Genomic DNA, 22,966 nt, shown 5'->3' with positions numbered 1-22,966 from the left:
TCCAGAATGTCTTTCAGGGAGCTATTAATGATCATCGCCAACCTCCCCTTTACCCAATTCCGCTTTCAAAATAAAACTGTTTTTGCTGACATACACTTCATCTGCGGACAGACCTGCCACCACTTCGGTTAGCTCACCGTCGGTTCGCCCCAAAGTCACTGTACGTGCTTCAAAACCTTCCTCACCCCTAACAAAAACGACAGGGTTATCCTCGACGATTTGCAAGGCTTCGTTGCGGATCACCATTGGAGCGGCTATTTCGGCGCGGGTGATTTGCGCGTTGACAAAGAGACCGGGTTTCCAAATGCCATTCGGGTTGTCGATCAAAGCGCGCGCCATAATGGCCTGATTACCAGTTTGGCCAAGCGGCGCAATATAGATGATTTTTCCCTCTGCGATATGGGTCGAATCGAGACTGAGAATGCGAACCCGCTGGCCTAATTCAACCTGAGCAACATCCTTGGGAAAAACCGACAGCTCCACCCAAACCGTTGAGAAATCCTGTACTACCAACAACGGGATATCCGTAGTGTGCTCGCCAGCGTTTGCATTCCGCTGGGTAACGGCACCATTGAGTGCGGATACTATCGAATAGGTTTTCAGACTTTCATTCGCTTCCACAGTCACCAGGGGTTCGCCTTTGCGAACCGGATCACCAACACTTTTTTTAACTTCCCGAATAACGCCGTCGAAGCGTGCCGTTACCGACTGTACACGCTCTGCGTTGGTGGCGACGACGCCATATACTGGCAAAACATCGCGGATGGTGCCCGAGGTAACGGTTGCCAGCGTAATGCCGGCATGTTTTATCTGCTCCTGGGTCAGCTCGACGTGGCCTTCTTCACCGTGCTCTTCCTCTTCTCCGTGACCCGTCTCGGCGAAAGTTTGTCCAGACAACAGGGTGATCGCAAAGCAACACGTAATTAGACGGATAAATGATTTTTTTAACTGGGTATTTGATTTCATTGTGGGGTTCCTGAAAATGTGTTGTCTTCGCCATACTGTGTCAAGGCCAAGGGCTCTGCTGTTAGCTGCTCAATTTCTGCACCATAGGTTAAGGCGGCTGCGGCCGCTTCGATCTGGGTGCGCCTGGCGCTCAATAATTCCTGCCGCGCGCTGACATAGTCGAGATACCCGTAGCGACCGCGTTGATAGGCCGCCTGAGTTTCTACCAGGGCCTGCTCAAGGGCGGGAATGATGGCGGTGCGCAGTGCCTCTACCGCGACAATGGCTTGTTTGCGGTTGTGAAAAGCCCGGAACAGTTGCGTGTGTAGATCCAGCAGCATTACATCGCGCTCTGCCAACACCTGATTTTTTTCGGCCAACGCGGTCGAAACGGCGCCGACATTTCGCTTGCCGGAAAACAACGGCATGCTGAAACCCGCTACCAACGCGGTGTCATCGGTTTCCTGCAAGCGACGAACCCCCACCAACCAACTGATATCGGCACTGGATTGGGTTTGAGCAAGGCGTATTTCTGCTTCTTTGAGGCGGGACTCTGCTGCGAATACTTCTATCGCAGGATTTTTTTCAACTTTGGCGTACAACAGGTCGAATGCCACGTCCTCGCCAAACTGGAATAGATCACCTTCCACTTTGTCAAAGTCCGGTGAGGTTACCCCCCACAGGGCAGACAACGACACTTTCAAATAAGCAAGCCGTTGCTGCTCCGAAAGCAAAGCGAGCTTCGCTTGCTCGGCAGCGACCTGTGCCCGTTTGACTTCCGCCTCGGGTGTCGCTCCCGCCGTAGCCCGCTTTTTCACAATGCGTAAGCTCTCGCTCGCCAACTGGACGGCCTCGCCAGCCATGGTGACCTGCTCCTGTGCCGCTAGCACATCGACGTAACGGCGGGTGACTTCGCCCAATAAGGCCAAGGATTCCACCTGTCGGCTGGCATTGAGCACCGACCGACTGTGGGAGATTACGCCTTGCCGTGCCGCGCGCTTATCCCCCATTTCGATGACCGAAGACAGCGCAATGGTGAGTTTAGCACCACCTGCGCCGCTGAAGTCCCCAGTGCCCCCGACATTTTCAGCGTCAAATCCCATCTCATACGCCGGTCTTAACCCGGCTGTTTCGGCCTGCCCTTGAAGGGCTGCGTAGCGGTAGGGAAAAACTTTCAAAGACGGGTTTTGTGACAGGGAGCGCTGCACCGCATTGGTCAGCGTGATCGTTGAGTCCCCAGGCTCGGCGCTAAGCCCCGACGAAGAAATGAAAAATAATAAACTGAACAGAATACATCGGCTTTTGATATTCCTCCGCCCCAAAGCGCCAGAACCCGGCGCAGTACGTATTGATAGTATTGATAGCATATGGTAGATCCTTTATTTAAGATAATTCAAACCGCGCGTTGCAACGATAACGGTAACACAGAAAAAACATAATCGTTAAAATCAGGCGATTGGAGGGCGATACAGCGACGAGGATGGGGCCTCGGGAATGAGGGCTTGAGAGTCGTTATGCAACGAATGTTTATGCAAAAAGTTTGGGTGAGTCAGGTTACCGGATAAATAGACATGGCAATGGCAGCCATGGTGATGGCAATGAAACAGGCAGTCAGTGGACATATTCTGATCAGTGGGATCAGTAGCGGTCGAGCTATCCAGTACTCCCGATGATGAGCCATCGATGAAATCAGAGGAATAAGGGGCTGTATCCGAATAATTAATGGGATGCACGTCAGCCATAGCTGTCACTGATTGCAGTGCAATCAAGAGTAACAGCAGATAAGACAGTGCTTTTCGACTCATAAACCGAACATAACCCCAATGAAATGGAATAAACTGCGAAGCAGTCCACCCTTGATTACGGATTCAATCCCCGATTGTCCCAGCGCCTTTCGTTTACCTGTTATCCGCTTATCAAAGCGAGCCAGGTCGAGGATTTTTATTGGCGAGTTATCAAAAAAAGACGATTGCTTGTTGTTCATATTGTGCCCGGTGTCTCAGGACTTAAGTTGCAAGATGCGGCGCGCGCCATTCAACACAATCAAACCGATGATAAGGCCAATCACCAAGTCTGGATAACGTGAGCCCGTCCAGGCCACCAATCCACCGGCAAGGATCACCCCTAGATTGGCAATCACGTCATTGGCGGAGAAAATCCAGCTGGCTTTCATATGGGCGCCGCTATCCCGGCTTTTGGCAATCAACAGCAGACAGGTCACATTGGCCGCCAAGGCAACAAGCCCGAAGCTCATCATCAAAGTGGAAACCGGTTCACTACCCAATACCAATCGCCTTACCACCTCGCCCAAAGCGCCCAAGGCGAGAATGATCTGAAGCCAACCGGAAAAATGGGCTGCACGCAACTTCATCCGCACACTGTGCCCTACGGCATACAGCGCCACGCCGTAGACGGCGGCATCAGCGAACATATCCAGGGAGTCCGCAATCAAACCAGTGGATTGCGCCCACCAGCCGACAGTGATTTCAATGACAAACATGATGCCATTGATTGCCAGTAGCCACTTGAGAATACCAGCTTCTCTTTCTGCCTCCTGCTTTGCGGACGCCTTTGCACGGACGATGGACTCGCTGGCGACGGGCGTTGTGCTTTCAAGCCTCGCGCCCAGACCGACTGATTGCATTCTTTTTTCAATAAGGTCAGCGTTATCACCATGGTAGACACGCACCTTGCGCTTGGGAGTATCGAATTCCAATGTAACTTTAGGTTCCACACTGTCCAATGCCATACGGATCATGCCTTCCTCTGAAGGACAGTCCATCTTGGGTACATGGTACTCACTAACAAAGCCGCCATGAGAAGCATCATGTACCTCGGCAGTCTGGGGAGTATTCTGCGTCGCGTCACTTTGGCAATTGCCACCGCATGTGGTTGTCATAAAAAACCCTTGTTCTATCCAGTTTGTGCAGTTTAAACTCTATAGTCACTATAGAGTCAAGCACAGAGATTAAATAAATGAAGATTGGCGAGCTGGCAAAAAAGAATGGCGAACTATGACATTGATAAGACCCTAAAGTCATTACTTGATGAGAAGAAGAAAGAGAAACCAACTGGTCTTCTTGATGAGAGTAACGACAAGATTGTAAGCATTTTTGATGAACTGATTAATAAGGAAAACAAAGATGGACGATAAGCATAAGGAAGCATTAAGTAAGGCAAATCTAGGTAACAATCATTCTAGTCGTAAGAATCGTGAGAAGAACAAACTGTTCAAGCACATGATTAATGAGGTGGTTAGTGCTAATGACTATGAGAAGGCACTTAAGGTTGTTGAATCATTAGTTCAGAAAGCAGAAGAAGGTGACCTTCGTGCTACAGAAATCATTCTAGATAGGATTGATGGAAAGGTTGTTCAAGGGAATACGCTTGATGGGAATATTAATCATAATGTAAATAGACCATTGAGAGTTATTACTGGCATACCTGATTCTGATGGAAGAGATTATGTGGACTTAATACCTACACCTGATGGTGGCAGAAGACCTGTAACAGATGAGGAATATAAGACCTTGAGAGTAACACCTGAACAGGCAAAACAGATGGACGCAGAAGGTTGGGAAGGCACGACTATTGAGTTCATTGAACCGCAACCTAGAGATGCCGATGGTAATAAGATTGTCCAAGATGATTCATAGGAATGTAAAACATATGCGTTCTGCTAAAAGGCACTATATCTCCCCCCACCCATATGGGATATTATCTAGGTGTCACACTCAAATTTTTGGAAAGTTTTGTTTGATTCTTGGAGGTGTGAAAATTTGGTTAAATTTAAAATACAAAAAATCATTCATCAAGAAGTTTATTGGTGGGGCGATAATTTATTATTAAAATTGCTAAAGCAATCAATAAAATTGCACCTGCCTCAATAAGAATATTGGTTGGGTCTGAACCATCGCCTTTTAGGATTATGAGTCGGCATAGCGCTGTGATAGCAATAAACATCGGAATAGATATTGGAATTCTTTGACTTTTACAAAACACGGCAACCATTCCTAGAATTTCTGAATAGATAAAGAGTAATAACAAGTCAGCAAGCGTGACATGCATTTCCAAAATCATGCTTTTTATTTCAATAATTGCTGCACAACAAGTTGCAATTGCAACAACAATCAATAACAACTTTTCAGCATACATGATGGAATCTTTAAACTGGTCTTTCATATTTATCGATTTTAACACATCACATAAACACTATATAGCAAAGAATATTTTAATCGAGCGACAGAAATTCTTATTTTTAATACACACTACTACAACCTAGAGATAAAGAAAGATTATTGGGACGATTGGAAAGGAAATACGATTAAATGTATACAAAACATATTGACATGGCGTTGCATAAGCACCATACACGCATTATTTTAGTGTCTGTAAGGGTATGTTATCCCCCACCCCTACCCCCTTATATTTGGATACCCTAAACAAATTTTTGCAGGTAATCGTAAGTAGTGGTTGGGTATAAAAAACCACCCGAAGGTGGTTTAATTAAGCTTGTTATGAATCTTAAATATATCTATAAAAAATATGGGATTACAAACGCAAAAGTAAATCCAATTAGCAATATCCCCACCGATACAAAGTAAATCACCAAAGACACCCTTCTGGCACTCATACATTTAGCAGCTAATAATTTATCACTAGGACAGGGTAACTTTCTTGCATACCACTGCAGATACCCAGAAAGCACTATTAGAATAAATGCTGCCGTGAAGATATAAACCTTGTACTTTGACACCCAAACAATTTGCGGGAACACTGAAATCACAGAACTGAGTGCAGCACCCGCTCCAATAGTCACCAGTAATGCGGGCAAGGCACAACATAAAATTGTGCCTGTGCTGGTAAATAATGACAGAATGGATATATTTTTAATCTTATCCAGCTCATTTAATTCATCATTTGTTTTCATATTTTTTCCTTACCTCATCAGCAGTTTCATTGATTAAAGATATTTTAGTTACATCATATCCAGAGTCAGTGATAATCGTTCTAATTTTGTCTTCACTGACTGCTTCAGCTTTGTTTTCTAAAATCACAAAACCCTCATCTAAATTTACATACACATCTTTTGTGGTTTCGAATTTAGATAAGCTTTTTTCAATACCCTGTGCACAAAATGCACATACCATTCCATTCACTTCTATCTTTTGAGTTGATGCAAATAGACTGCTGCTGATGAGTAGCAATGATAAAAATAATTTTTTCATAATAATTTCCTTAAAATTTAAAATGTGTACATTAGATGAACTTTTGGGTTGCCCATATTGGACACTCCAGCCTCTAAATAAAACGCTTTATTGATTAAACGAATCGTTGGTGTTATTTCAACCTTTGGGGTTATGCCGTTAATATTTGACGCTTCCAATATAAACCAGGGCTGCGTCTCATTAAATCCTGTTTCGTAAAATGAAAACCCAGCTTTAAGTTTAGTTGTGTCGTGATTAACAGACTCTCCTCGTATCAGCTGATGACTTGCTAGCGCGTACACCCTCTTGGTTTCGTAATCCCATTGAATACCTGGACTTACATACGCAGTACCAAAATGATTATCGCCATTGAGCTTTTCATTAGAGCCCTCCATATAACCAACCCCGCCAAACAACCAAATGTTCATTTGTGACTGCTTCGCGTTCTTGCGGTATAAGCGATGTATATGGTTAATTTCAAACGCATCTCTAATGCGACTGTTATTGTCCATATGAAAAAGCTTCACGCCAATTGAGTTTTTAACATCGTAAGCATAACTACTCTCCAAAGATGTATATCGTTTTCCGATATCGCTCATTGAAGTAACCGAGCCTTTATAGCTCATAGGCGCTGCATATATTTCAATTGAAAATATGCTAAATAGAATGAGAGGTAGATATCTCATATTTTTCTCCTAAAATAATTAAAGTTAAAAAGTTAACTTTTAGGAGATGGGTGGTCTTTCTGGATTAGGAAGCTTGATACTGTATTTTTTTAAAAAATAAGTATCTAATTGAATATTTGAATTATTTATTTGTAGAGAATTAATGTTAGTAAGCATTTTAGCAATGGTCATGGCATTACAAAAACTGAAACATTTTGCACTATATTTTTTTTTGTCTGACTTTTCTTTATGGCAATCAGACATATCATGACTCATTTCATTGCTTTGTGTATCCATAAATTGATGGCTTGCGAAAGCATTCGCCTGCAATACAGAGCCAATTGATAAAGCCAAGAATAAAAATACTGTCATAAATATCTTCATATTCACATACTATAATCTATTTAATAATTTGTGTCGATAAGTAATAAATATTCTGTAAACACTAACTTATCTCCCCCGCCCATATGGGACATTATTTAGGTGTCACAGTCAAATTTTTGGTAGAATCTACATTCCTTTTTATATGGAGTAAAAATGCCTTTTGTAACTATTAATATCCTTGAAGGTAAAAGCAAGGAATACATTCAAAAAGTAACTGACACTATTAACGATGCAGTTATTGAGACTATGAATTTTCCAGAAGACGACCGCTATCAAGTTGTGCATGAATTACCTTCTCATTGTCTTCAATATCAAGGTCGTAATGAGGATAGAATCATGATGCATTTAGTTATGCGTGCAGGAAGACCTGATAAAGCAAAACAGGCATTTTATAAAAAATGTGTTGCAGATTTACATGAGACAGTTGGGGTAAAACCATCAAATGTCTTTATTACATTTACCGAGAATCGTGACATTGATTTTTCTTTCAAGGACGGCATCGCACAATTTGTAGTGTAACTTTTGATTTATGTTACATTTATCAAATGAAAGAAACATACCTGTCGGCCGAACAAATAACAGCTGCATTCAAGATTAGTAAAGAGAAACTCTCATTAATGGTTAAGGGTGGATTATTCCCCAGACCCATACGCTTAAATGAACGAGCAACCCTTTGGACACAAACAAGCGTAAAGAACTGGGTAGAAGCCAGACACCAAACAGAAGACATGTTTAACAGTATTAATCTAGATACCGACCTCTTCTAAATCACATCTGGTGTCATACAACCAGTTGTCCAGTCCAATCAGAATCAAGCACTTACTTCAGTCATACATTGAAGAAAACAATCAAGATTTGTGTCTAGTGGAATCAGAATCAAGTAGTTATTTTGAAAAACAATCAAGTTTATCAAGTCAGTTTTCCACATTTCTTGAGGATAAATAAGTGGATTATTTTGTGGATAAAACCTAAATCCTTGATGTAATTAGAGTTAATAGAATTGCTCATATTTTAAGCAAAAGGTATAAATTACCCTACTCTTCAAGAGGATAAAAAGTCTATATAAATCAATGACTTATATTCGTATACGAAACCCCTAGAGGTTGAACAATCATATACTTATATAGGGTTGTATTACTATAGTATTAACATATCACTACTAGTTTGAGGATTATAGGCACACGATGACACCATTTTCCATCACCTGACAGATAGTAATCTCTCCATCTTTATCAACTATGGTGACAGTATCACTATTAATGTCTTCTTGATACGCATGTCTATATTCAAAGTCAGGAATCATTAGTCTCCAATTACTAATCTTCTCATCTGCATGACCAAGAGAATAAACCCATAAACAAAAGATAATAAATTGTAGTTTTGATATTTCCATTTCTTACTCCATATTGGTTAAAAAATGGTGTTTTTGGTGAACTAACTGTTCCCTATACTGTTCCCTATTGCCAAAATAAGAGATATTTCGCAACAAGTAAAAACTATGAAACGCAGTATTTATGGGGTATTTGTTTTGATTTTTAATGGGAGAAAATGGCGGAAGAGGTGAGATTCGAACTCACGGTGGGCGCGAACCCACGTCGGTTTTCAAGACCGGTGCATTAAACCACTCTGCCACTCTTCCATGGTGCAGATTTTATCATAGGTTTGAAATCTACAAAACTAATCTTTAAATATTTCTTCATGAAAACCAAAGTATCGATAATCCTCAATTTTCGTTGGATATAAAATACCATCTAAATGATCGCATTCATGCTGTACGACACGAGCATGAAAATCCTCCACTTCCCTTTCAATTTTATTACCCTCAGCATCATACCCCTCATACTTAATATAAGTAAACCTCGGCACGACTCCTCTAAGACCAGGGACAGACAAACAACCCTCCCAGCCATTTTCTTTTTCATCTGACAATGGTGTAATGATCGGATTAATGAGGACGGTAAATGGTACAGAGTCTGCCTCTGGATAACGATCGTTTGTATCAAACCCAAAGATGACTAGGCGCTTAAAAACACCAATCTGAGGAGCAGCTAAGCCAGCTCCATCATTGGCTTTCATGGTCTCTTTCATATCATCAATAAGAGTTGTAAGGTCATCCTTTTCAAAGTCTACCGGCTCGCTTACCTTGAGTAACTCAGGATTACCCATTTTAAGAATATCTCTAATAGCCATATGTTTTTACAAGATGAACAAGAATATCGATGGTGTTTTTAATGGTCTGCTCCGAACTATGATTGAGCATGGCAGACGAGATTCCCTCAGCACTTTCTCCCCTTCCAGCCGCATGATTTGCCACTGGACAGATTGCTACATAGCTTAAATTTAACTCACGAGCCAACACTGCCTCTGGCATCGCCGTCATCCCCACAATCGTTGCTCCATCTTTTTCAAAACGATCAATTTCAGCTGCCGTTTCCAATCGAGGGCCTTGGGTTGCTGCATACATCCCTTCGGTTACAAAGTTGTATGTTAATTTTTGAACAGATTGAATAATAATTTCCCTTAAACTCATGTCATAGGGATAGGTGAAATCAATGTGTTTCACCGGATTATCTATTCCATCAAAGAAGGTATTATTTCTTCCATAAGTGTAATCGATAATCTGATGAGGTATAACAAAGTCTCCAACCTTGATTGATTTTTCAATAGACCCTACTGAGGCAATTGAGATAATAGATTTAACACCTACAGATTGAAGGGCCCAAATATTTGCTCGATAGTTAATATGGTGAGGGGCTAAAGTATGATTGGCACCGTGTCTGGCTAGAAAAATAACCTCTTTTCCACCTAGATTACCAAAAATCAAGGGTTCCGATGGCTGGCCGTAAGGGGTTCTGACAATTTCACGACGAATTATTTCAAGCCCCTCAATATTGCATAACCCAGATCCACCTATTATTGCTAGCAAAATAATTTATCCTTATATAATGATTAAATGAGATCAAGTAATTATACAAGTCTAAAAGATAATCGAGTAATCAAAAAGCATTATGAAAACTTTTCTATTGCTAAACTTTTACCTAAAGAAAATAAAAATGCCATTATTACCATTTATGCTTTCGCTCGTATTGGTGACGATATTGCAGATGACGAAAATCTTTCAGCAAAAGCAAAACAAGATCAACTTAAAAAAATAAAATCTCAGTTAGATGTGATAAAAAAACACAGAATGCCTAGCGAACCTTTGTTTGTCGACTTATTTCACCTCATTAAAACTTATAAACTGAATATTCAACACTTCTACCAACTCCTCGATGCTTTTTTTCAGGACACAACCAAAAAGAAATACAAAAATGAAAAGGAGTTATTTGATTATTACGAAGATGCTGCAAATGCTGCTGGGAGGTTATATCTTCAAGTCAACCAACTTGATTCAAAAGAAACCTATAAGTATGCAAATCATATTTGTTCTGCTTTTGCGATGATAGACATGATTCAAGATATCCAGGAAGATCTTAATAAAGATAGGGTTTATCTTCCAGAATCATTGATCAAACAATACAAAATAGATGTTTCAGCACTTAAAAAAGGTCAATTTCATGGAGATTGGCATAATTTTAAAAATTATTGGACCGATCAAATCAATAATCGCTTAGTATTGGGAAAAGGTATTTTTAACTATGGTAATTGGCGTTTTAGGTTAGAAATGAAATTATTAATATCAGCTGGTATCATGCTTAGTCGAAAAATCAAAAAAAGGGGAAACCCTTTCAACATAAAAATGGGCCCAATAAGTTGGTTTATTGTTTTTACAAAGGCAATTTTTCTTCGATGACACCTGATCAATATTGCAAAAACAAACTTAAAGAGAGCAAAACCAATTTCGCGTTGCCCTTTATCTTTCTCAATCCCCAAAAGAAAAAGGCTCTCATTGCCTTATATGCCTTTTGCCGAGAGGTAGATGACATCGCTGATAATTGCATTGAGTACGAGGTTGGTTTAGCGAAATTAAACTGGTGGCACTCCGAAATTAACAACTTATACCAAGACAATCCGCAACACCCTGTAACCAAAGCCCTGCTAGAGCCTGTGTGTAAATATAATCTAAATCAAAATTACTTTATAGAAATCATTGATGGGATGAAGATGGATCTAGATTTCAATCGATATGAGGATTTCAAGCAACTCCAGTTGTATACCTATCGAGCAGCCTCAGTTGTGGGTATCTTAGCGGCTCATATATTTGGGTTCGAGAACAAAAAAACTCTAGATTATGCCCATAACCTTGGTATCGCATTGCAGCTAACCAATATTATTCGTGATGTGGGTGAAGATATTCGAAGAAATAGAATTTATATTCCATTAAATGACTTAAAACAATTTAAGATTGATGAAAATGATTTTAAAGGCCATGCAGACCCTAAAAAACTTATTAATTTAATGGAATATCAAATTCTGCGAGCTAAATCATTTTACAGTAAGGCTTTTTCACTGCTCCCAAAAGAAGATAAGAACAGGCAACTTCCTGGAATGATGATGGGTTATATTTACTATGATTTATTGCTATCGATTGAGGAAGGTAATTTAGCCAATATTCTTAATGAGCGAACTCAGCTCACACCAATAAGAAAATTTTATATAATATTAAAAACTATTTTAAAAATAATAACTTAGAATAATAATTTAATTTAAATTATTATTATTTTATAGCTGCATTTAAAGCATTTTTGATATTATCAACAGGGATTAATTCGACATCATCAATGGTCTTTTTAGGTAGATTCTTTCTAGGCAAAATGATGCGTTTAAAGCCTAATTTTATGGCTTCTTGAATTCGCTCCTGCCCTCGCACAACGGGCCTTACTTCACCCCCTAAGCCAACCTCTCCAAAAATAAGGGTTTTGCTGTGGACCTGTTTTTCTTGCAATGAGGAAGCGATTGCGATCAACACAGCCAAGTCAACACCGGGTTCAGAAATCTTAACCCCACCTACCGCATTTAAAAAAACGTCATGGCTATGACAGGATAAGCCCAGGTGTTTATTTAAGACGGCTAAGATCATTGATATTCTATTATTCTCCAAGCCAACAGATAGTCTCTTAGGGGAAGATTGCTTTGACTCATCAACTAATGCCTGGAGTTCGATTAGAATTGGTCTGGTTCCCTCTTGCATGACCGTAACCACTGAACCTGCTTGATCAAAAGAGGTCTCAGATAAAAATATAGCTGATGGGTTTAAGATCTCTTTCAAACCCTTTTCAGTCATCGCATAAATACCCAATTCATTGACTGCGCCATATCTATTTTTAATTGACCTTACTAAGCGATAAGAGGAGTTTGACTCCCCTTCAAAATATAAGACTGTATCGACTATATGTTCAAGCACTCGCGGACCGGCTATAGAGCCTTCTTTAGTCACATGGCCTACAAAGATCATGCTGACATCATTTGCTTTAGCTACCCGTGTCAATTGCGCAGCGCATTCCCTTACCTGCGATACTGATCCTGGAGCTGAGTTAAGCTCATCAGAGAAAAGGGTTTGTATAGAGTCAATCACTACTACACTAGGTTTCTCTTTTTCAATGACGGTAATAATATTGCCCAAATTTATTTCCGATAGCACTAAAAGATCAGAGACCTCTAAATCTAATCTTCTTGCTCGCATCGCAACCTGTTCAATAGATTCCTCACCCGTTATATAGATTGCAGTAATTTCTTGATTTGGATTTTTTGTCAGAGAAGATAAAGCCTGAATCAACAATGTAGATTTTCCAATGCCTGGATCCCCACCAATCAATGTCACACCTCCAGGGACAAGACCTCCTCCTAAGACTCGATCAAGCTCACTATTGTTGGTTGGATGCCTAAATATCTCATTAATTTCTACTTCATTGATATTAATTAAGTTTGATTTTTTATTTAATGACTTAAAACGTGATGTTGATGTCTGAACTGCTTGTTCTTCCAGACAATTCCACTCAAAACAATGTGGGCATTGGCCTTGCCACTTTGACGAATGACCACCACATTGCTGGCACTGGTATAAAGTCTTTGATTTAGCCATAATTTATATCAATTGGTACCCTTGATGCTGATGAGATTGCACACAAGAGTTCATAGCCAACTGTTTTCGCATTATTAGCCACCTCATCAACACTCAACTGCTCTCCCCATAACTCAACTATAGATCCATAATTTACATTTCCTAGATCAGTAATATCAACCGCAAGCATATCCATAGATACCCTGCCCACAGTTTTAGTTTTTATCCCATCAATCACCACAGGTGTTCCAGTCGGCGCATGTCTTGGATAACCATCCGCATATCCACAAGCCACGGTTGCTATCCTCATATCCTTGTCAGCAATAAATTCTTCACCATAACCAACACCTTGTCCTTTTTTGATTTCCTGAATAGAAATGACCTCTGAACGAAGAGTCATAACTGGTTTTAAGTCAGGTATCTTTTGTGAAAAATCAAATGGAGTTGCACCGTACAACATAATGCCCGGTCTCACCCAGTCTGCATGAGTCTTATTGTCTGAAATCAGAGCTGCAGAATTTGCAATAGAGAATGGCTCGTTGAAGTCATTCATAAGTTTTTCAATTGCTTGATATTGTCCATCAGTGCCGTTAGTTTTATCAGCATTTGCAAAATGACTCATAAATACAATTTCATTGATACGGACATCATTTTTTAGTTGCTTATATACTTTATTAATGGCATTAATTGAAAAACCAAGTCGATTCATGCCGGTATTAATTTTTAAATGAATATCAATCTGCTTGTCATGAGGAAGCTGTCTAATTAATGCCAACTGATAGTCATTATGGACCACCAAATTAAAATGGTAAGCCGCAGCAATCTTTAGGTCTTCCTCATCAAAAGCACCTTCTAGCAACAATATTTTTTTATCAAACCCAGCTTCTCTGAGCTCAATTGCATCATCAATGGTAAGTACAGAAAAAGCATCTGCCTCATTAAAGGCTCCTGCCATAAGAGTTAAGCCGTGTCCGTATGCATTAGCTTTGAGTGTCGCCATAATCTTTGATGAGGGAGCTAGAGATCTTACATAATTTAAATTATGTTTCGCATTATCAAGATTAATTAGAGCTTTTAAGGGACGCATTATTCTGGAATTTCATAACCAACAGGATTGGCATAATTTTCAAATTTCGTAAACTCACCCAAAAATGTTAATTTCACCCTACCAACAGGACCGTTTCTTTGCTTAGCTAAAATAATTTCAGCTATTCCCTTGTCCGGCGTTTCTGGGTTGTAAACTTCATCACGATAGATAAACATGATGACATCTGCATCCTGCTCAATCGCGCCTGATTCTCTTAAATCTGACATGACCGGTCGCTTGTCAGGTCTTTGCTCCACACTTCGGTTCAATTGGGATAAAGCGATAACTGGGACGTTGAGTTCCTTAGCTAATGCTTTTAAGGATCGTGAAATTTCAGATATCTCGGTAGCTCTATTTTCAGTCGAACCAGCTGAGCCCATTAATTGCAGATAATCAATCACTATAAGACCCAATCTGCCGCACTGTTTATGGAGTCTTCTGGCTCGAGCTCGAACTTCATATGGGTTTAAGGCGGAACCTTCATCAATAAAAATTGGTGCTTCGTTTAATTGACCAAGGGCATAGGATAATTTCTCCCAATCGTTATCATCAAGTTGACCTGTTCTCATCTTATGTTGATTTAACTTACCCACAGAACCAATTAACCTGGAAACAAGTTGTGTTGAAGCCATTTCCATAGAAAACACCGCCGTTGGCAAACCAGTGTCAACAGAGACATATTCACACATGTTCAAAGCAAGAGAAGTTTTACCCATGGATGGACGACCTGCAATGATAATTAAGTCGCCCGGTTGCAAGCCTGAGGTCATCATGTCCAGATCCTTATAACCAGTAGGGATTCCAGTCACATCGGATGGATTATCTCTTTGAAATAACTGGTCAATTCTTTCAGCTACCTGAGGTAATAACTCTTTAATGTCAGCAAAACCGATACGATCATTTTTACCAGCCTCAGCGATTTGGAAAATTTTTGACTCAGACTCGTCTAGGAGTTGTTGAGCATCTCTTCCTTGTGGAGATAAGGCATTATCAACGATATCCGTACCAACTTCTACCAGATTGCGCATGATTGATCGCTCTCTAATAATCTGCGCATATCCTCTAATGTTTGCAGCCGTAGGTGTGCTTTCAGCAAGAAGGCCCAAATACTCAAGGCCACCAACTGTATTTAATTCTGAATTCGATTCAAGAGACTCACCAAGAGTGACAATATCAGCAGGCTGCGATCTTTCAATAAGTCGATGGATGTGTTGGTAGATAATTTGATGATCTTGTCTATAAAAATCTGTAACAGAGACTATATCTGCAACTTTATCCAGCGCTTCATTATCAATCAACAGGCTTCCTAGTAAGGACTGTTCAGCCTCTAGTGAATGGGGTGGAAGTCTTAATTTATTAATTGAATCATCGGCCATTTATTGATTATAAACGATAAAAAAAAGGCTGCCACTGGCAGCCAAAAAAATAATTTTTATTCAGTTTCTCCTAGAACAGAGATCGTAATTTCAACCACAACATCGGCATGAAGAGCGATCGATACTTTGTGATCGCCAACAATTTTCAATGGGCCATCTGGCATTCTAATTTCAGATTTTGTAACTTCATGGCCAGCCTTAACTAGTTCTTCAGCAATGTCAAAATTCGTTACAGACCCAAATAATTTACCATCCACGCCTGCCTTTTGAGTTACTTGCAAAGTAAAACCATCTAATTTTTTAGCACGATCCTGCGCTGACTTAAGTAAAGTCGCCTGTTGTTTTTCAAACTCGGCTTTTTTAGCCTCAAATTCAGCCATGTTAGATTCTGTTGCTCTTTTTGCTTTGCCTTGAGGAATTAAAAAGTTCCTACCATAACCGTCTTTGACTTTAACCACATCACCAAGGTTACCTAAGTTAGCAATTTTTTCTAATAATATAACTTGCATGCCTATCTCCTTAATGTTTGTCAGTGTATGGAAGAAGTGCTAGGAATCGAGCACGCTTTACAGCTGTCGTTAACTGTCTTTGGTAGCGAGCTTTTGTACCAGTAATTCTAGCTGGAATAATCTTACCATTCTCTAAAATGAAGTCTTTCAGCAAATCAACATCTTTGTAATCAACTTCTTTGATACCTTCTGCTGAAAAGCGACAGTATCTTCTTCTTCTTATCATATCTCTTGCCATATCATTTACTCCTTATCTTATATTCTTGAATATGAAATATTAGATGATTGGATTTTTTTGATTTTCTATCTAAAAAACCTTTAAATTGGTAAGTTTCGTTTATCGTCAAATCTTCTTTTACCAAATCACCAATCATTACTGCGTTTATTTCAAATTCAACAAATTTAAAAAAATTTTTTTTACTTGAATCTTCAAAATGGATTATTAAGTTTCTGATTGGAACGTTTGCTGGTGAGTATCTAATATCATCTAAACCTAACACCTTTCCAGTCAACACTAATTCATTCAAGATTCGCTAGTTTCCTCTTCCTTTTTTTCAACTGTTTCTTTATCACCAACGATTGTTTTCGATTTTTCCTCTTTCATCATTGGAGATGGAGCAGTCACTGCATTTTTAGTTGCGAAAGTAAGGTGTCTTAAAACAGCATCATTAAATTTGAATGATGTCTCTAGCTCTTCAAGTGTTTTTTGATCACATTCAATATTCATTAAAACATAATGAGCTTTATGAATTTTTTGAATTGGATACGCTAACTGTCTTCTTCCCCAGTCTTCAAGACGGTGAATGTTGCCAGAGTTTGTTTTTAGGAGGGTTTGATATCGCTCGATCATCGCAGGAACTTGTTCGCTTTGATCAGGATGAACGATAAATACAACTTCGTAATGTCGCATAGTGTTTCCTCTTGGTTATAGCCTCCAGTCAAATGCTGTGAGGCAAGGATTAAAAAAAGGAGATTATACTAACATTTTTGAGAATATCAATAAAAAACAAATTGAATTTATGACATATGATCTTTAAGATTGGGACCGTACACCTTGATTTTTAAAAACTTTATTTCATCCCTAATCTCAGCTGCTTTTTCAAATTCTAAATTTTTTGAAAACTTCTGCATACTTTTTTCAAGTTTAGAAATTTCTTTAATCAATTTTGGTTCAGTTAAATCTTCATATTTTCTATATTTTTTACGTTCACTTTGATTGATTTTAAAGGATTCTGTGTCTATTTCTTTTTCAATAATATCTTTAATTTTTTTTCGAACCCCGGCTGGAGTGATATTGTTTTCTGTATTGTAGGCAATTTGTCGCTCACGCCTGCGAGTCATTTCCTTGATGGCAGACTTCATGCTCTTGGTTTCAGTATTTGCATAAAATATTACCCTTCCATCTAGATTTCTTGCTGCCCTCCCCGCTGTTTGAATTAAAGAGCGCTCAGACCTCAAAAAACCTTCTTTATCTGCATCTAAAACTGCAACCAATCCAACCTCAGGGATATCAAGACCTTCTCTTAGAAGATTAATACCAACAAGAACATCGAATTCTTTTAAGCGAAGATCTCGAATAATCTCGACACGTTCCACAGTGTCAATATCTGAATGTAAATATTTCACCTTAATGCCATTTTCAATTAAATAATCAGTTAAATCTTCTGCCATCCTTTTTGTGAGTGTGGTGACCAACACCCTGTTTTCCTGTTCAATGGTTTTTTTTATCTCGCCTAAAAGATGATCAACCTGCGAGTCTGCTGGATATACTTCTATCGCAGGATCCACCAAGCCGGTTGGTCGAGCAACCTGTTCCACGATGATTTTTGAGCGCTTATCTTCATAATCTGCTGGAGTTGCCGATACAAAAACACATTGCTTCATAAGGTTTTCAAACTCCTCAAATTTTAATGGACGATTATCCATGGCGGACGGCAATCTAAACCCAAAATCAACCAGATTTTCTTTTCTCGCCCTGTCCCCTTTATACATCCCCCCCACCTGAGGGATCGTAACGTGGCTTTCATCAAAGAACATTAAGGCATTGTCAGGTAGGTAATCAATTAATGTAGGAGGCGCTTCTCCTGGGCCCCTTCCTGATAAATGCCTTGAATAGTTTTCTATCCCCTTACAAAAACCAATTTCATTCAACATCTCAATATCAAATTTTGTTCTTTGTTCTATACGCTGTGCTTCAACCAGTCTTTTTTCTTTGAGGTAAAAATTCACCCGGTCATGGAGCTCTACTTTAATCTTTTCAATAGCATTCACTACGGTTTGTCGGGGGGTGACATAGTGACTTGATGGGTAAACCGTAAATCTTTTGATTTTATTAAACAGTTGGCCAGTTAGCGGATCGAATAGAGTGAGACTCTCAACTTCATCGTCAAACATCGAGATCCGTAACGCAGTTTCTGAGTTTTCAGCTGGGAATATATCAATAACATCTCCACGGACGCGGAATGTTCCTCTTGCAAAATCAAAATCATTTCGATCGTACTGCATCGAGACAAGTCTTTGCACAATATTTCTTTGCAAGATTTTTTCACCAGACTGAATGTGCAACACCATTCCTTGGTAATCAACTGGGTCGCCAATTCCATAAATGGCTGAAACCGAAGCAATAATAATAGAATCGTCGCGTTCTAAAAGTGCTTTAGTTGCAGAGAGACGCATTTGTTCAATGTGGTCGTTAATGCTCGAATCTTTTTCAATAAAAAGGTCTCTGGCAGGAACGTAAGCCTCAGGTTGGTAATAATCGTAGTAGGAAACAAAATATTCAACGGAATTATTTGGAAAAAATTCTTTGAATTCAGAATATAGTTGCGCCGCCAAAGTTTTATTTGGCGCCATCACAATGGCAGGCCTTCCTGTTTGAGCAATAACATTTGCAATCGTGAATGTTTTTCCAGAGCCTGTTACACCAAGCAATGTTTGAAACTTCTCATTGCGATTAATACCATCTATCAGTTGCTCAATAGCTTTTGGCTGATCTCCTGATGGCTCAAACGGAAGAGCTAACTCATATGGACTGTTTGGATATTTTTTAAACTCGACTTCATTCATAAACTATAAATACTATCAGCAAAAGAACTTTATAGTCTCAGTTCAGTCACTAAAAGATGAAAAAAATAATATTATCTCTCATTCTCTTATCAACAACTGCAGTAGCCTATGATCAAGCTGCATTAATGCATGCTTACAACTCTGTGGTGATGATTAGAGGGTATCAAGAAAATGGTTCACTTGGGTATGGGTCTGGAGTGATTGTTGGGGAAAATGAAATTGTTACTAATTGCCATGTGCTTCGCGGTACGAAAAAGCCTTGGGTATCTCAGGGTGATACCACTTACTCAATTGTTTCGGTTAAATCAAATGCTTGGCATGATCTATGTTTATTGGAGGTTCATAACCTAAATCGAACGCCAATACCATTAGGTACTTCTGTGTTAAATAAAAATGATGAGGTGGTAGGTATCGGGCACTCAAATGGTGCGCCTGTACCATTAACTATCGGCGGGTTAATCATTGCAACATATCCAAATCAAAATGGAAACCTTATTCTTTCCAGCGCTAAATTTCGCCTTGGTGCTAGCGGAAGTGGTCTGTTTAATATGAACGGTGAACTTGTTGGCATTAATACCTTTAAGACTACAGGGTATGGAACCTATTATGCTGTTCCTGTTGAATGGTTAAAAGAGCTTATGGCTAAGAAAGAGTATGATGAGTTTCCAATTGATGGGAAGGCTCTTTGGGAGGAAGATGAAGACAAAAAGCCATACTATTTAAGAATTGCCATACCCAAAGCAAAAATGGAGTGGGATAAAGTCGTACCGTTAGCTAAAGAATGGACTAAAACAGAACCTAACAATACGGAAGCATGGTATGAGCTTGGGTATGCTTATTTGTCTATGGAAAAATATATTGAAGCAAAAGAAGCATTCTTAAAATCGAATCAATGCGACAAGAATAACATTGATCCGTTATTTGAGTTAGCTAAATTGTTTAAAGAAGATGACCCTAATGTAGCGTATGCATATTATCAAAAATTAAATCAAATAAATATGGATAAGGCGCTGGAAATAAAAGATCTTTTTGAGAAATAATTCTTCACGCGTAGTCATTTATTTTGTAGAATCTTAATCTTTAAACACTTTAATTTTAGAACCCGCTTTGTCCGACAATATTACTTTATCTTCTGCAGTACAACGTATCAAAGAATCCCCTACTCTAGCTGTTACTGCAAAAGCCTCATTATTAAAATTACAGGGAATAGACATTATTGGCTTAGCAGCAGGCGAGCCTGATTTTGATACGCCTGAGTTTATTAAGCAGGGTGCTATCCAAGCTATCAATGATGGTAAAACAAAATATACACCGGTTGGTGGCATACCCTCATTAAAAAATGCCATTGCTGATAAGTTTAAAAATGACAACGGCCTAGATTACAAGGCAGAAGAAATTGTTGTCGGTGTTGGCGGTAAGCAGTGTATTTTTAATTTATGTTTATCTGTTTTAGACGCTGGTGATGAAGTTGTGATTCCTGCACCGTATTGGGTTTCATATGAAGATATCGCTGTCCTCACCGGTGCTGAAGCAAAAATTATTTCAACAACTATTAAAGATAATTTTAAAATTACTGCAGAACAACTAAATGTAGCCCTTACAGAAAAAACAAAGTTAGTTTTTTTAAACTCGCCTTCGAATCCAACAGGGTCTGTTTACACAAAAGAAGAGTTACTTCAACTGGCAACAGTCCTTCATAAATATCCTAATGTGATCATTGCCTCCGACGACATTTATGAACATATTAATTTAAATGATCAAGATTTTAATAATATTGTGATGGAAGATCCTAGTTTAAAAGATAGGTCCGTCATTCTAAATGGAGTATCTAAAGCCTATTCTATGACTGGATGGCGAATCGGTTATGCTGCTGGACCAACAAAAATTATAAAAGCGATGACGAAATTACAATCACAGTCAACTTCTAATCCGTCATCAATATCTCAGGCTGCTGCTGAAACAGCCCTAAGAGGTAACAATGAATGCATAGCAGAAATGGTTAAGGAATTTAAGCTAAGACATACTTATGTTGTTGAAAATATAAACAATATTGACGGATTAAGCTGCATTCCAGCCGAAGGCGCTTTTTATGCATTTCCTTATGCTCAAGATGCGATAGATCGGTTGTTTAAAGCAAATGTGATTTCAAAAAATAACGATATCGGATTCTGTGAATACCTATTAGATAAAGCCAACGTAGCTGTTGTTCCTGGATCAGCTTTTGGTGCTGAAGGTTATTTCAGGTTATCGTTTGCAACCTCTATGGAAAATTTAGTTGAGGCTATTTCGCGAATTAAAAAAGCAGTAGAAATTTAATCGTATTTCATATTGACCAAAAGCCATTTTCTGTTTACCATCTCACTTCTCTTCCCCAATAGCTCAGTCGGTAGAGCAACGGACTGTTAATCCGTGTGTCCCTGGTTCGAGCCCAGGTTGGGGAGCCAAATTCAAAGCCACATCAGATGATGTGGCTTTTTTTATAATACTTTCTGATAAAGTCGTTTGACAAAATTAAATCTAAACAACATTACCAGTACTGCACAAAGAATAATACTAAAGACCACCACCATTGAAACAATATCAATGATCTGTTCTGATCCTGGGACATTATAAGTTAAAGGAATGGATGCCAACACCGCCGCAGCCAACCCTTTAGGCGCCATCATTGAAATATAGGATTTATCAGTAAAGTTCGTCTCTTTAAATAAAAGCTTTGTCATTGGGATTCTTAAGATAAATATGAAAAAAACTAACACAATAGCAAAGGCGAGAAGATTGTATTCTTTTATCTCGAACTGGATTCCCAAAAAAATAAAAAAGAAGATCTTTAACAAAAAAACTAACTCTCTATAAAAATCTAATTCTGTTTTTGTGAGCGGCTTAATTTCATGTTTAGCCAAAATAAAATTATTAATAAAACTAAATGATTTGTAGTTAGTGAGGATTAAACCAAATGCCAATGCTGCAATTGGGCCAGAATAACCAAACATCTCAGTTAATCCATAGACAATAAATAGCCACGCAATCGTTGTTGTGAGAGTGTTAGGGAAGTTTTTTATTTTATCGATAATAATGAGCCACATTGTTCCTGCAAACAGACCAAACACGATGGCCATGACAAAAGACGAGCCAATGCTCGAAATAAATTTAATGATATTGAAAGCCTGACCATGTTCGTAAAATTCAACAAGGGAGAATAAGGTAAGAATGCAGAGTACGTCAGTTGCTGCTGATTCAAGTAGCAAAGTGGTTTTAGTGGTTGGCTCAATATCTAAAACATTTGTAATTGGCACAACCACTGCTGAGGATGTACCGCCCAAAATAACTCCAAGCATCAAGCTAGAAATAAAATTTAAATCTAAAAAACTTAAGGAAAACAAACACACAATTATAGTGGTAACAATAAAACTAGCCAGGGTTAAAAAACCTGAAGTTTTAAATGAATTCATCAGGACCCTAAAATTTAAAGAGCACCCACTTTCGAAAAGAATTACCACCAAAGCAATCGTCGTAATCACCTGACCAATTTTTCCAAAATCCGAGGACGAAACCAGATGAAGAACTGGACCAATAACAATGCCAAAGATGATTAGAATTAACACATCCGGAATTAAGGTCTTTTTAAAAACAAAACTTAAGGCATGAGCAGCAAAAATAAGCAGTCCTACAGCGAGAATTATTTGGTACATAATTTTTAGATTTTTAAATAATTACATATAATAACCC

General features: G+C 39.0%; 26 protein-coding genes, 2 tRNA genes and 1 pseudogene. 8 read left to right on the top strand and 21 right to left on the bottom strand.

All coding sequences use genetic code 11. From position 1 onward, the window contains the following. Positions 1-24: 24 nt before the first annotated feature. The 3 genes from UZ34_02790 to UZ34_02780 form a co-directional block, all read right to left on the bottom strand. Positions 25-966 carry an RND transporter gene (locus tag UZ34_02790; protein AKO64367.1) on the bottom strand — a complete coding sequence of 314 codons (942 nt, stop codon included), beginning with the start codon at positions 964-966 and terminating at the stop codon, positions 25-27. Beyond that, on the bottom strand, positions 963-2,303 hold the full coding sequence (locus tag UZ34_02785; protein AKO65142.1) for an RND transporter: 1,341 nt from the start codon (positions 2,301-2,303) through the stop codon (positions 963-965). Before UZ34_02785 ends, UZ34_02790 begins: the two co-directional genes overlap by 4 nt. A gap of 641 nt (positions 2,304-2,944) precedes the next feature. Next, positions 2,945-3,844, bottom strand: a complete 900-nt coding sequence (locus UZ34_02780) for a cation transporter (protein AKO64366.1) — start codon at positions 3,842-3,844, stop codon at positions 2,945-2,947. 244 nt (positions 3,845-4,088) lie between these two features. Between UZ34_02780 and UZ34_02775 the strand changes: the two genes are divergently transcribed. Then, a complete protein-coding gene (locus UZ34_02775) occupies positions 4,089-4,601 on the top strand; it encodes a hypothetical protein (protein AKO64365.1) in 513 nt (170 codons plus the stop codon). 148 nt (positions 4,602-4,749) lie between these two features. Here UZ34_02775 and UZ34_02770 read toward each other — a convergent pair whose 3' ends face one another. The 5 genes from UZ34_02770 to UZ34_02750 form a co-directional block, all read right to left on the bottom strand. Next, positions 4,750-5,127 (bottom strand): phosphate starvation-inducible protein PhoH, encoded by a 378-nt coding sequence (locus UZ34_02770; GenBank protein AKO64364.1) that lies wholly within the window; start codon positions 5,125-5,127, stop codon positions 4,750-4,752. A 352-nt stretch (positions 5,128-5,479) separates the two neighbouring features. Beyond that, the gene (locus UZ34_02765) at positions 5,480-5,875 is read right to left on the bottom strand and encodes a hypothetical protein (protein AKO64363.1); all 396 of its coding nucleotides are present in this window, start codon (positions 5,873-5,875) and stop codon (positions 5,480-5,482) included. Further along, the gene (locus UZ34_02760; protein ID AKO64362.1) at positions 5,862-6,173 is read right to left on the bottom strand and encodes a hypothetical protein; all 312 of its coding nucleotides are present in this window, start codon (positions 6,171-6,173) and stop codon (positions 5,862-5,864) included. Before UZ34_02760 ends, UZ34_02765 begins: the two co-directional genes overlap by 14 nt. Positions 6,174-6,190: 17 nt before the next feature. After that, positions 6,191-6,838, bottom strand: coding sequence for a hypothetical protein (locus UZ34_02755; GenBank protein ID AKO64361.1), 648 nt, complete (start codon positions 6,836-6,838; stop codon positions 6,191-6,193). A 39-nt stretch (positions 6,839-6,877) separates the two neighbouring features. Continuing rightward, positions 6,878-7,189, bottom strand: a complete 312-nt coding sequence (locus UZ34_02750) for a hypothetical protein (GenBank protein AKO64360.1) — start codon at positions 7,187-7,189, stop codon at positions 6,878-6,880. Positions 7,190-7,354: 165 nt separating this feature from the next. On the opposite strand from UZ34_02750, the gene UZ34_02745 reads away from it, so the two are divergent. Then, the gene (locus tag UZ34_02745; protein AKO64359.1) at positions 7,355-7,720 is read left to right on the top strand and encodes a 4-oxalocrotonate tautomerase; all 366 of its coding nucleotides are present in this window, start codon (positions 7,355-7,357) and stop codon (positions 7,718-7,720) included. A 26-nt stretch (positions 7,721-7,746) separates the two neighbouring features. Continuing rightward, positions 7,747-7,968 carry a hypothetical protein gene (locus UZ34_02740; protein ID AKO64358.1) on the top strand — a complete coding sequence of 74 codons (222 nt, stop codon included), beginning with the start codon at positions 7,747-7,749 and terminating at the stop codon, positions 7,966-7,968. A 404-nt stretch (positions 7,969-8,372) separates the two neighbouring features. On the opposite strand, the gene UZ34_02735 is transcribed toward UZ34_02740, so the two are convergent. The 4 genes from UZ34_02735 to UZ34_02720 form a co-directional block, all read right to left on the bottom strand. Then, positions 8,373-8,594 (bottom strand): hypothetical protein, encoded by a 222-nt coding sequence (locus tag UZ34_02735; protein ID AKO64357.1) that lies wholly within the window; start codon positions 8,592-8,594, stop codon positions 8,373-8,375. A gap of 156 nt (positions 8,595-8,750) precedes the next feature. Continuing rightward, a tRNA-Ser gene (locus tag UZ34_02730) sits at positions 8,751-8,840 on the bottom strand. Between the two features lie 38 nt (positions 8,841-8,878). Continuing rightward, positions 8,879-9,391 carry a peptide deformylase gene (locus tag UZ34_02725; protein ID AKO64356.1) on the bottom strand — a complete coding sequence of 171 codons (513 nt, stop codon included), beginning with the start codon at positions 9,389-9,391 and terminating at the stop codon, positions 8,879-8,881. After that, the gene (locus tag UZ34_02720; protein ID AKO64355.1) at positions 9,381-10,127 is read right to left on the bottom strand and encodes a 5'-methylthioadenosine phosphorylase; all 747 of its coding nucleotides are present in this window, start codon (positions 10,125-10,127) and stop codon (positions 9,381-9,383) included. Before UZ34_02720 ends, UZ34_02725 begins: the two co-directional genes overlap by 11 nt. Before the next feature lie 27 nt (positions 10,128-10,154). On the opposite strand from UZ34_02720, the gene UZ34_02715 reads away from it, so the two are divergent. Both UZ34_02715 and UZ34_02710 read left to right on the top strand, forming a co-directional pair. Further along, complete coding sequence (locus UZ34_02715; GenBank protein ID AKO64354.1) at positions 10,155-10,994, top strand: hypothetical protein; 840 nt, start codon at positions 10,155-10,157, stop codon at positions 10,992-10,994. Continuing rightward, positions 10,991-11,833, top strand: a complete 843-nt coding sequence (locus tag UZ34_02710; protein ID AKO64353.1) for a phytoene synthase — start codon at positions 10,991-10,993, stop codon at positions 11,831-11,833. Before UZ34_02715 ends, UZ34_02710 begins: the two co-directional genes overlap by 4 nt. 25 nt (positions 11,834-11,858) lie before the next feature. Here the strand turns inward: UZ34_02710 and UZ34_02705 are convergent, their stop codons facing one another. From UZ34_02705 to UZ34_02670, 8 genes and pseudogenes are all read right to left on the bottom strand, one after another. Further along, entirely contained in the window at positions 11,859-13,223 is a 1,365-nt protein-coding gene (locus UZ34_02705; GenBank protein AKO64352.1) for a DNA repair protein RadA, read from the bottom strand. Continuing rightward, positions 13,216-14,289 carry an alanine racemase gene (locus UZ34_02700; protein ID AKO64351.1) on the bottom strand — a complete coding sequence of 358 codons (1,074 nt, stop codon included), beginning with the start codon at positions 14,287-14,289 and terminating at the stop codon, positions 13,216-13,218. Before UZ34_02700 ends, UZ34_02705 begins: the two co-directional genes overlap by 8 nt. Next, positions 14,289-15,665 (bottom strand): DNA helicase, encoded by a 1,377-nt coding sequence (locus UZ34_02695; GenBank protein ID AKO64350.1) that lies wholly within the window; start codon positions 15,663-15,665, stop codon positions 14,289-14,291. The genes UZ34_02700 and UZ34_02695 overlap by 1 nt, the downstream gene beginning before the upstream one ends. A 56-nt stretch (positions 15,666-15,721) precedes the next feature. Further along, positions 15,722-16,174 carry a 50S ribosomal protein L9 gene (locus tag UZ34_02690; GenBank protein ID AKO64349.1) on the bottom strand — a complete coding sequence of 151 codons (453 nt, stop codon included), beginning with the start codon at positions 16,172-16,174 and terminating at the stop codon, positions 15,722-15,724. Positions 16,175-16,184: 10 nt separating this feature from the next. Beyond that, on the bottom strand, positions 16,185-16,412 hold the full coding sequence (locus tag UZ34_02685; GenBank protein AKO64348.1) for a 30S ribosomal protein S18: 228 nt from the start codon (positions 16,410-16,412) through the stop codon (positions 16,185-16,187). Position 16,413: 1 nt separating this feature from the next. Next, entirely contained in the window at positions 16,414-16,701 is a 288-nt protein-coding gene (locus UZ34_02680; GenBank protein ID AKO64347.1) for a hypothetical protein, read from the bottom strand. A 41-nt stretch (positions 16,702-16,742) separates the two neighbouring features. Continuing rightward, positions 16,743-17,084, bottom strand: a pseudogene (gene rpsF, locus UZ34_02675) (30S ribosomal protein S6). A 107-nt stretch (positions 17,085-17,191) separates the two neighbouring features. Further along, entirely contained in the window at positions 17,192-19,240 is a 2,049-nt protein-coding gene (locus UZ34_02670; protein ID AKO64346.1) for an excinuclease ABC subunit B, read from the bottom strand. Positions 19,241-19,296: 56 nt separating this feature from the next. Here UZ34_02670 and UZ34_02665 point away from each other — a divergent pair, with 56 nt between their 5' ends. From UZ34_02665 to UZ34_02655, 3 genes are all read left to right on the top strand, one after another. After that, positions 19,297-20,280: a serine protease gene (locus UZ34_02665; GenBank protein AKO64345.1), complete on the top strand. Its 984-nt coding sequence runs from the start codon at positions 19,297-19,299 to the stop codon at positions 20,278-20,280. Positions 20,281-20,347: 67 nt separating this feature from the next. Continuing rightward, complete coding sequence (locus UZ34_02660; GenBank protein AKO64344.1) at positions 20,348-21,556, top strand: aspartate aminotransferase; 1,209 nt, start codon at positions 20,348-20,350, stop codon at positions 21,554-21,556. 52 nt (positions 21,557-21,608) lie between these two features. Beyond that, a tRNA-Asn gene (locus tag UZ34_02655) sits at positions 21,609-21,684 on the top strand. Between the two features lie 33 nt (positions 21,685-21,717). Here UZ34_02655 and UZ34_02650 read toward each other — a convergent pair. Continuing rightward, a complete protein-coding gene (locus UZ34_02650; GenBank protein AKO64343.1) occupies positions 21,718-22,929 on the bottom strand; it encodes a hypothetical protein in 1,212 nt (403 codons plus the stop codon). Between the last annotated feature and the right edge of the window lie 37 nt (positions 22,930-22,966).

It is taken from the genome of Methylophilales bacterium MBRSF5 (genome assembly GCA_001044335.1).
Lineage (GTDB): Bacteria > Pseudomonadota > Gammaproteobacteria > Burkholderiales > Methylophilaceae > BACL14.
The sequence above is the reverse complement of the archived record's forward strand: the minus strand, read 5'-3'. Positions and strand labels throughout refer to the sequence as shown.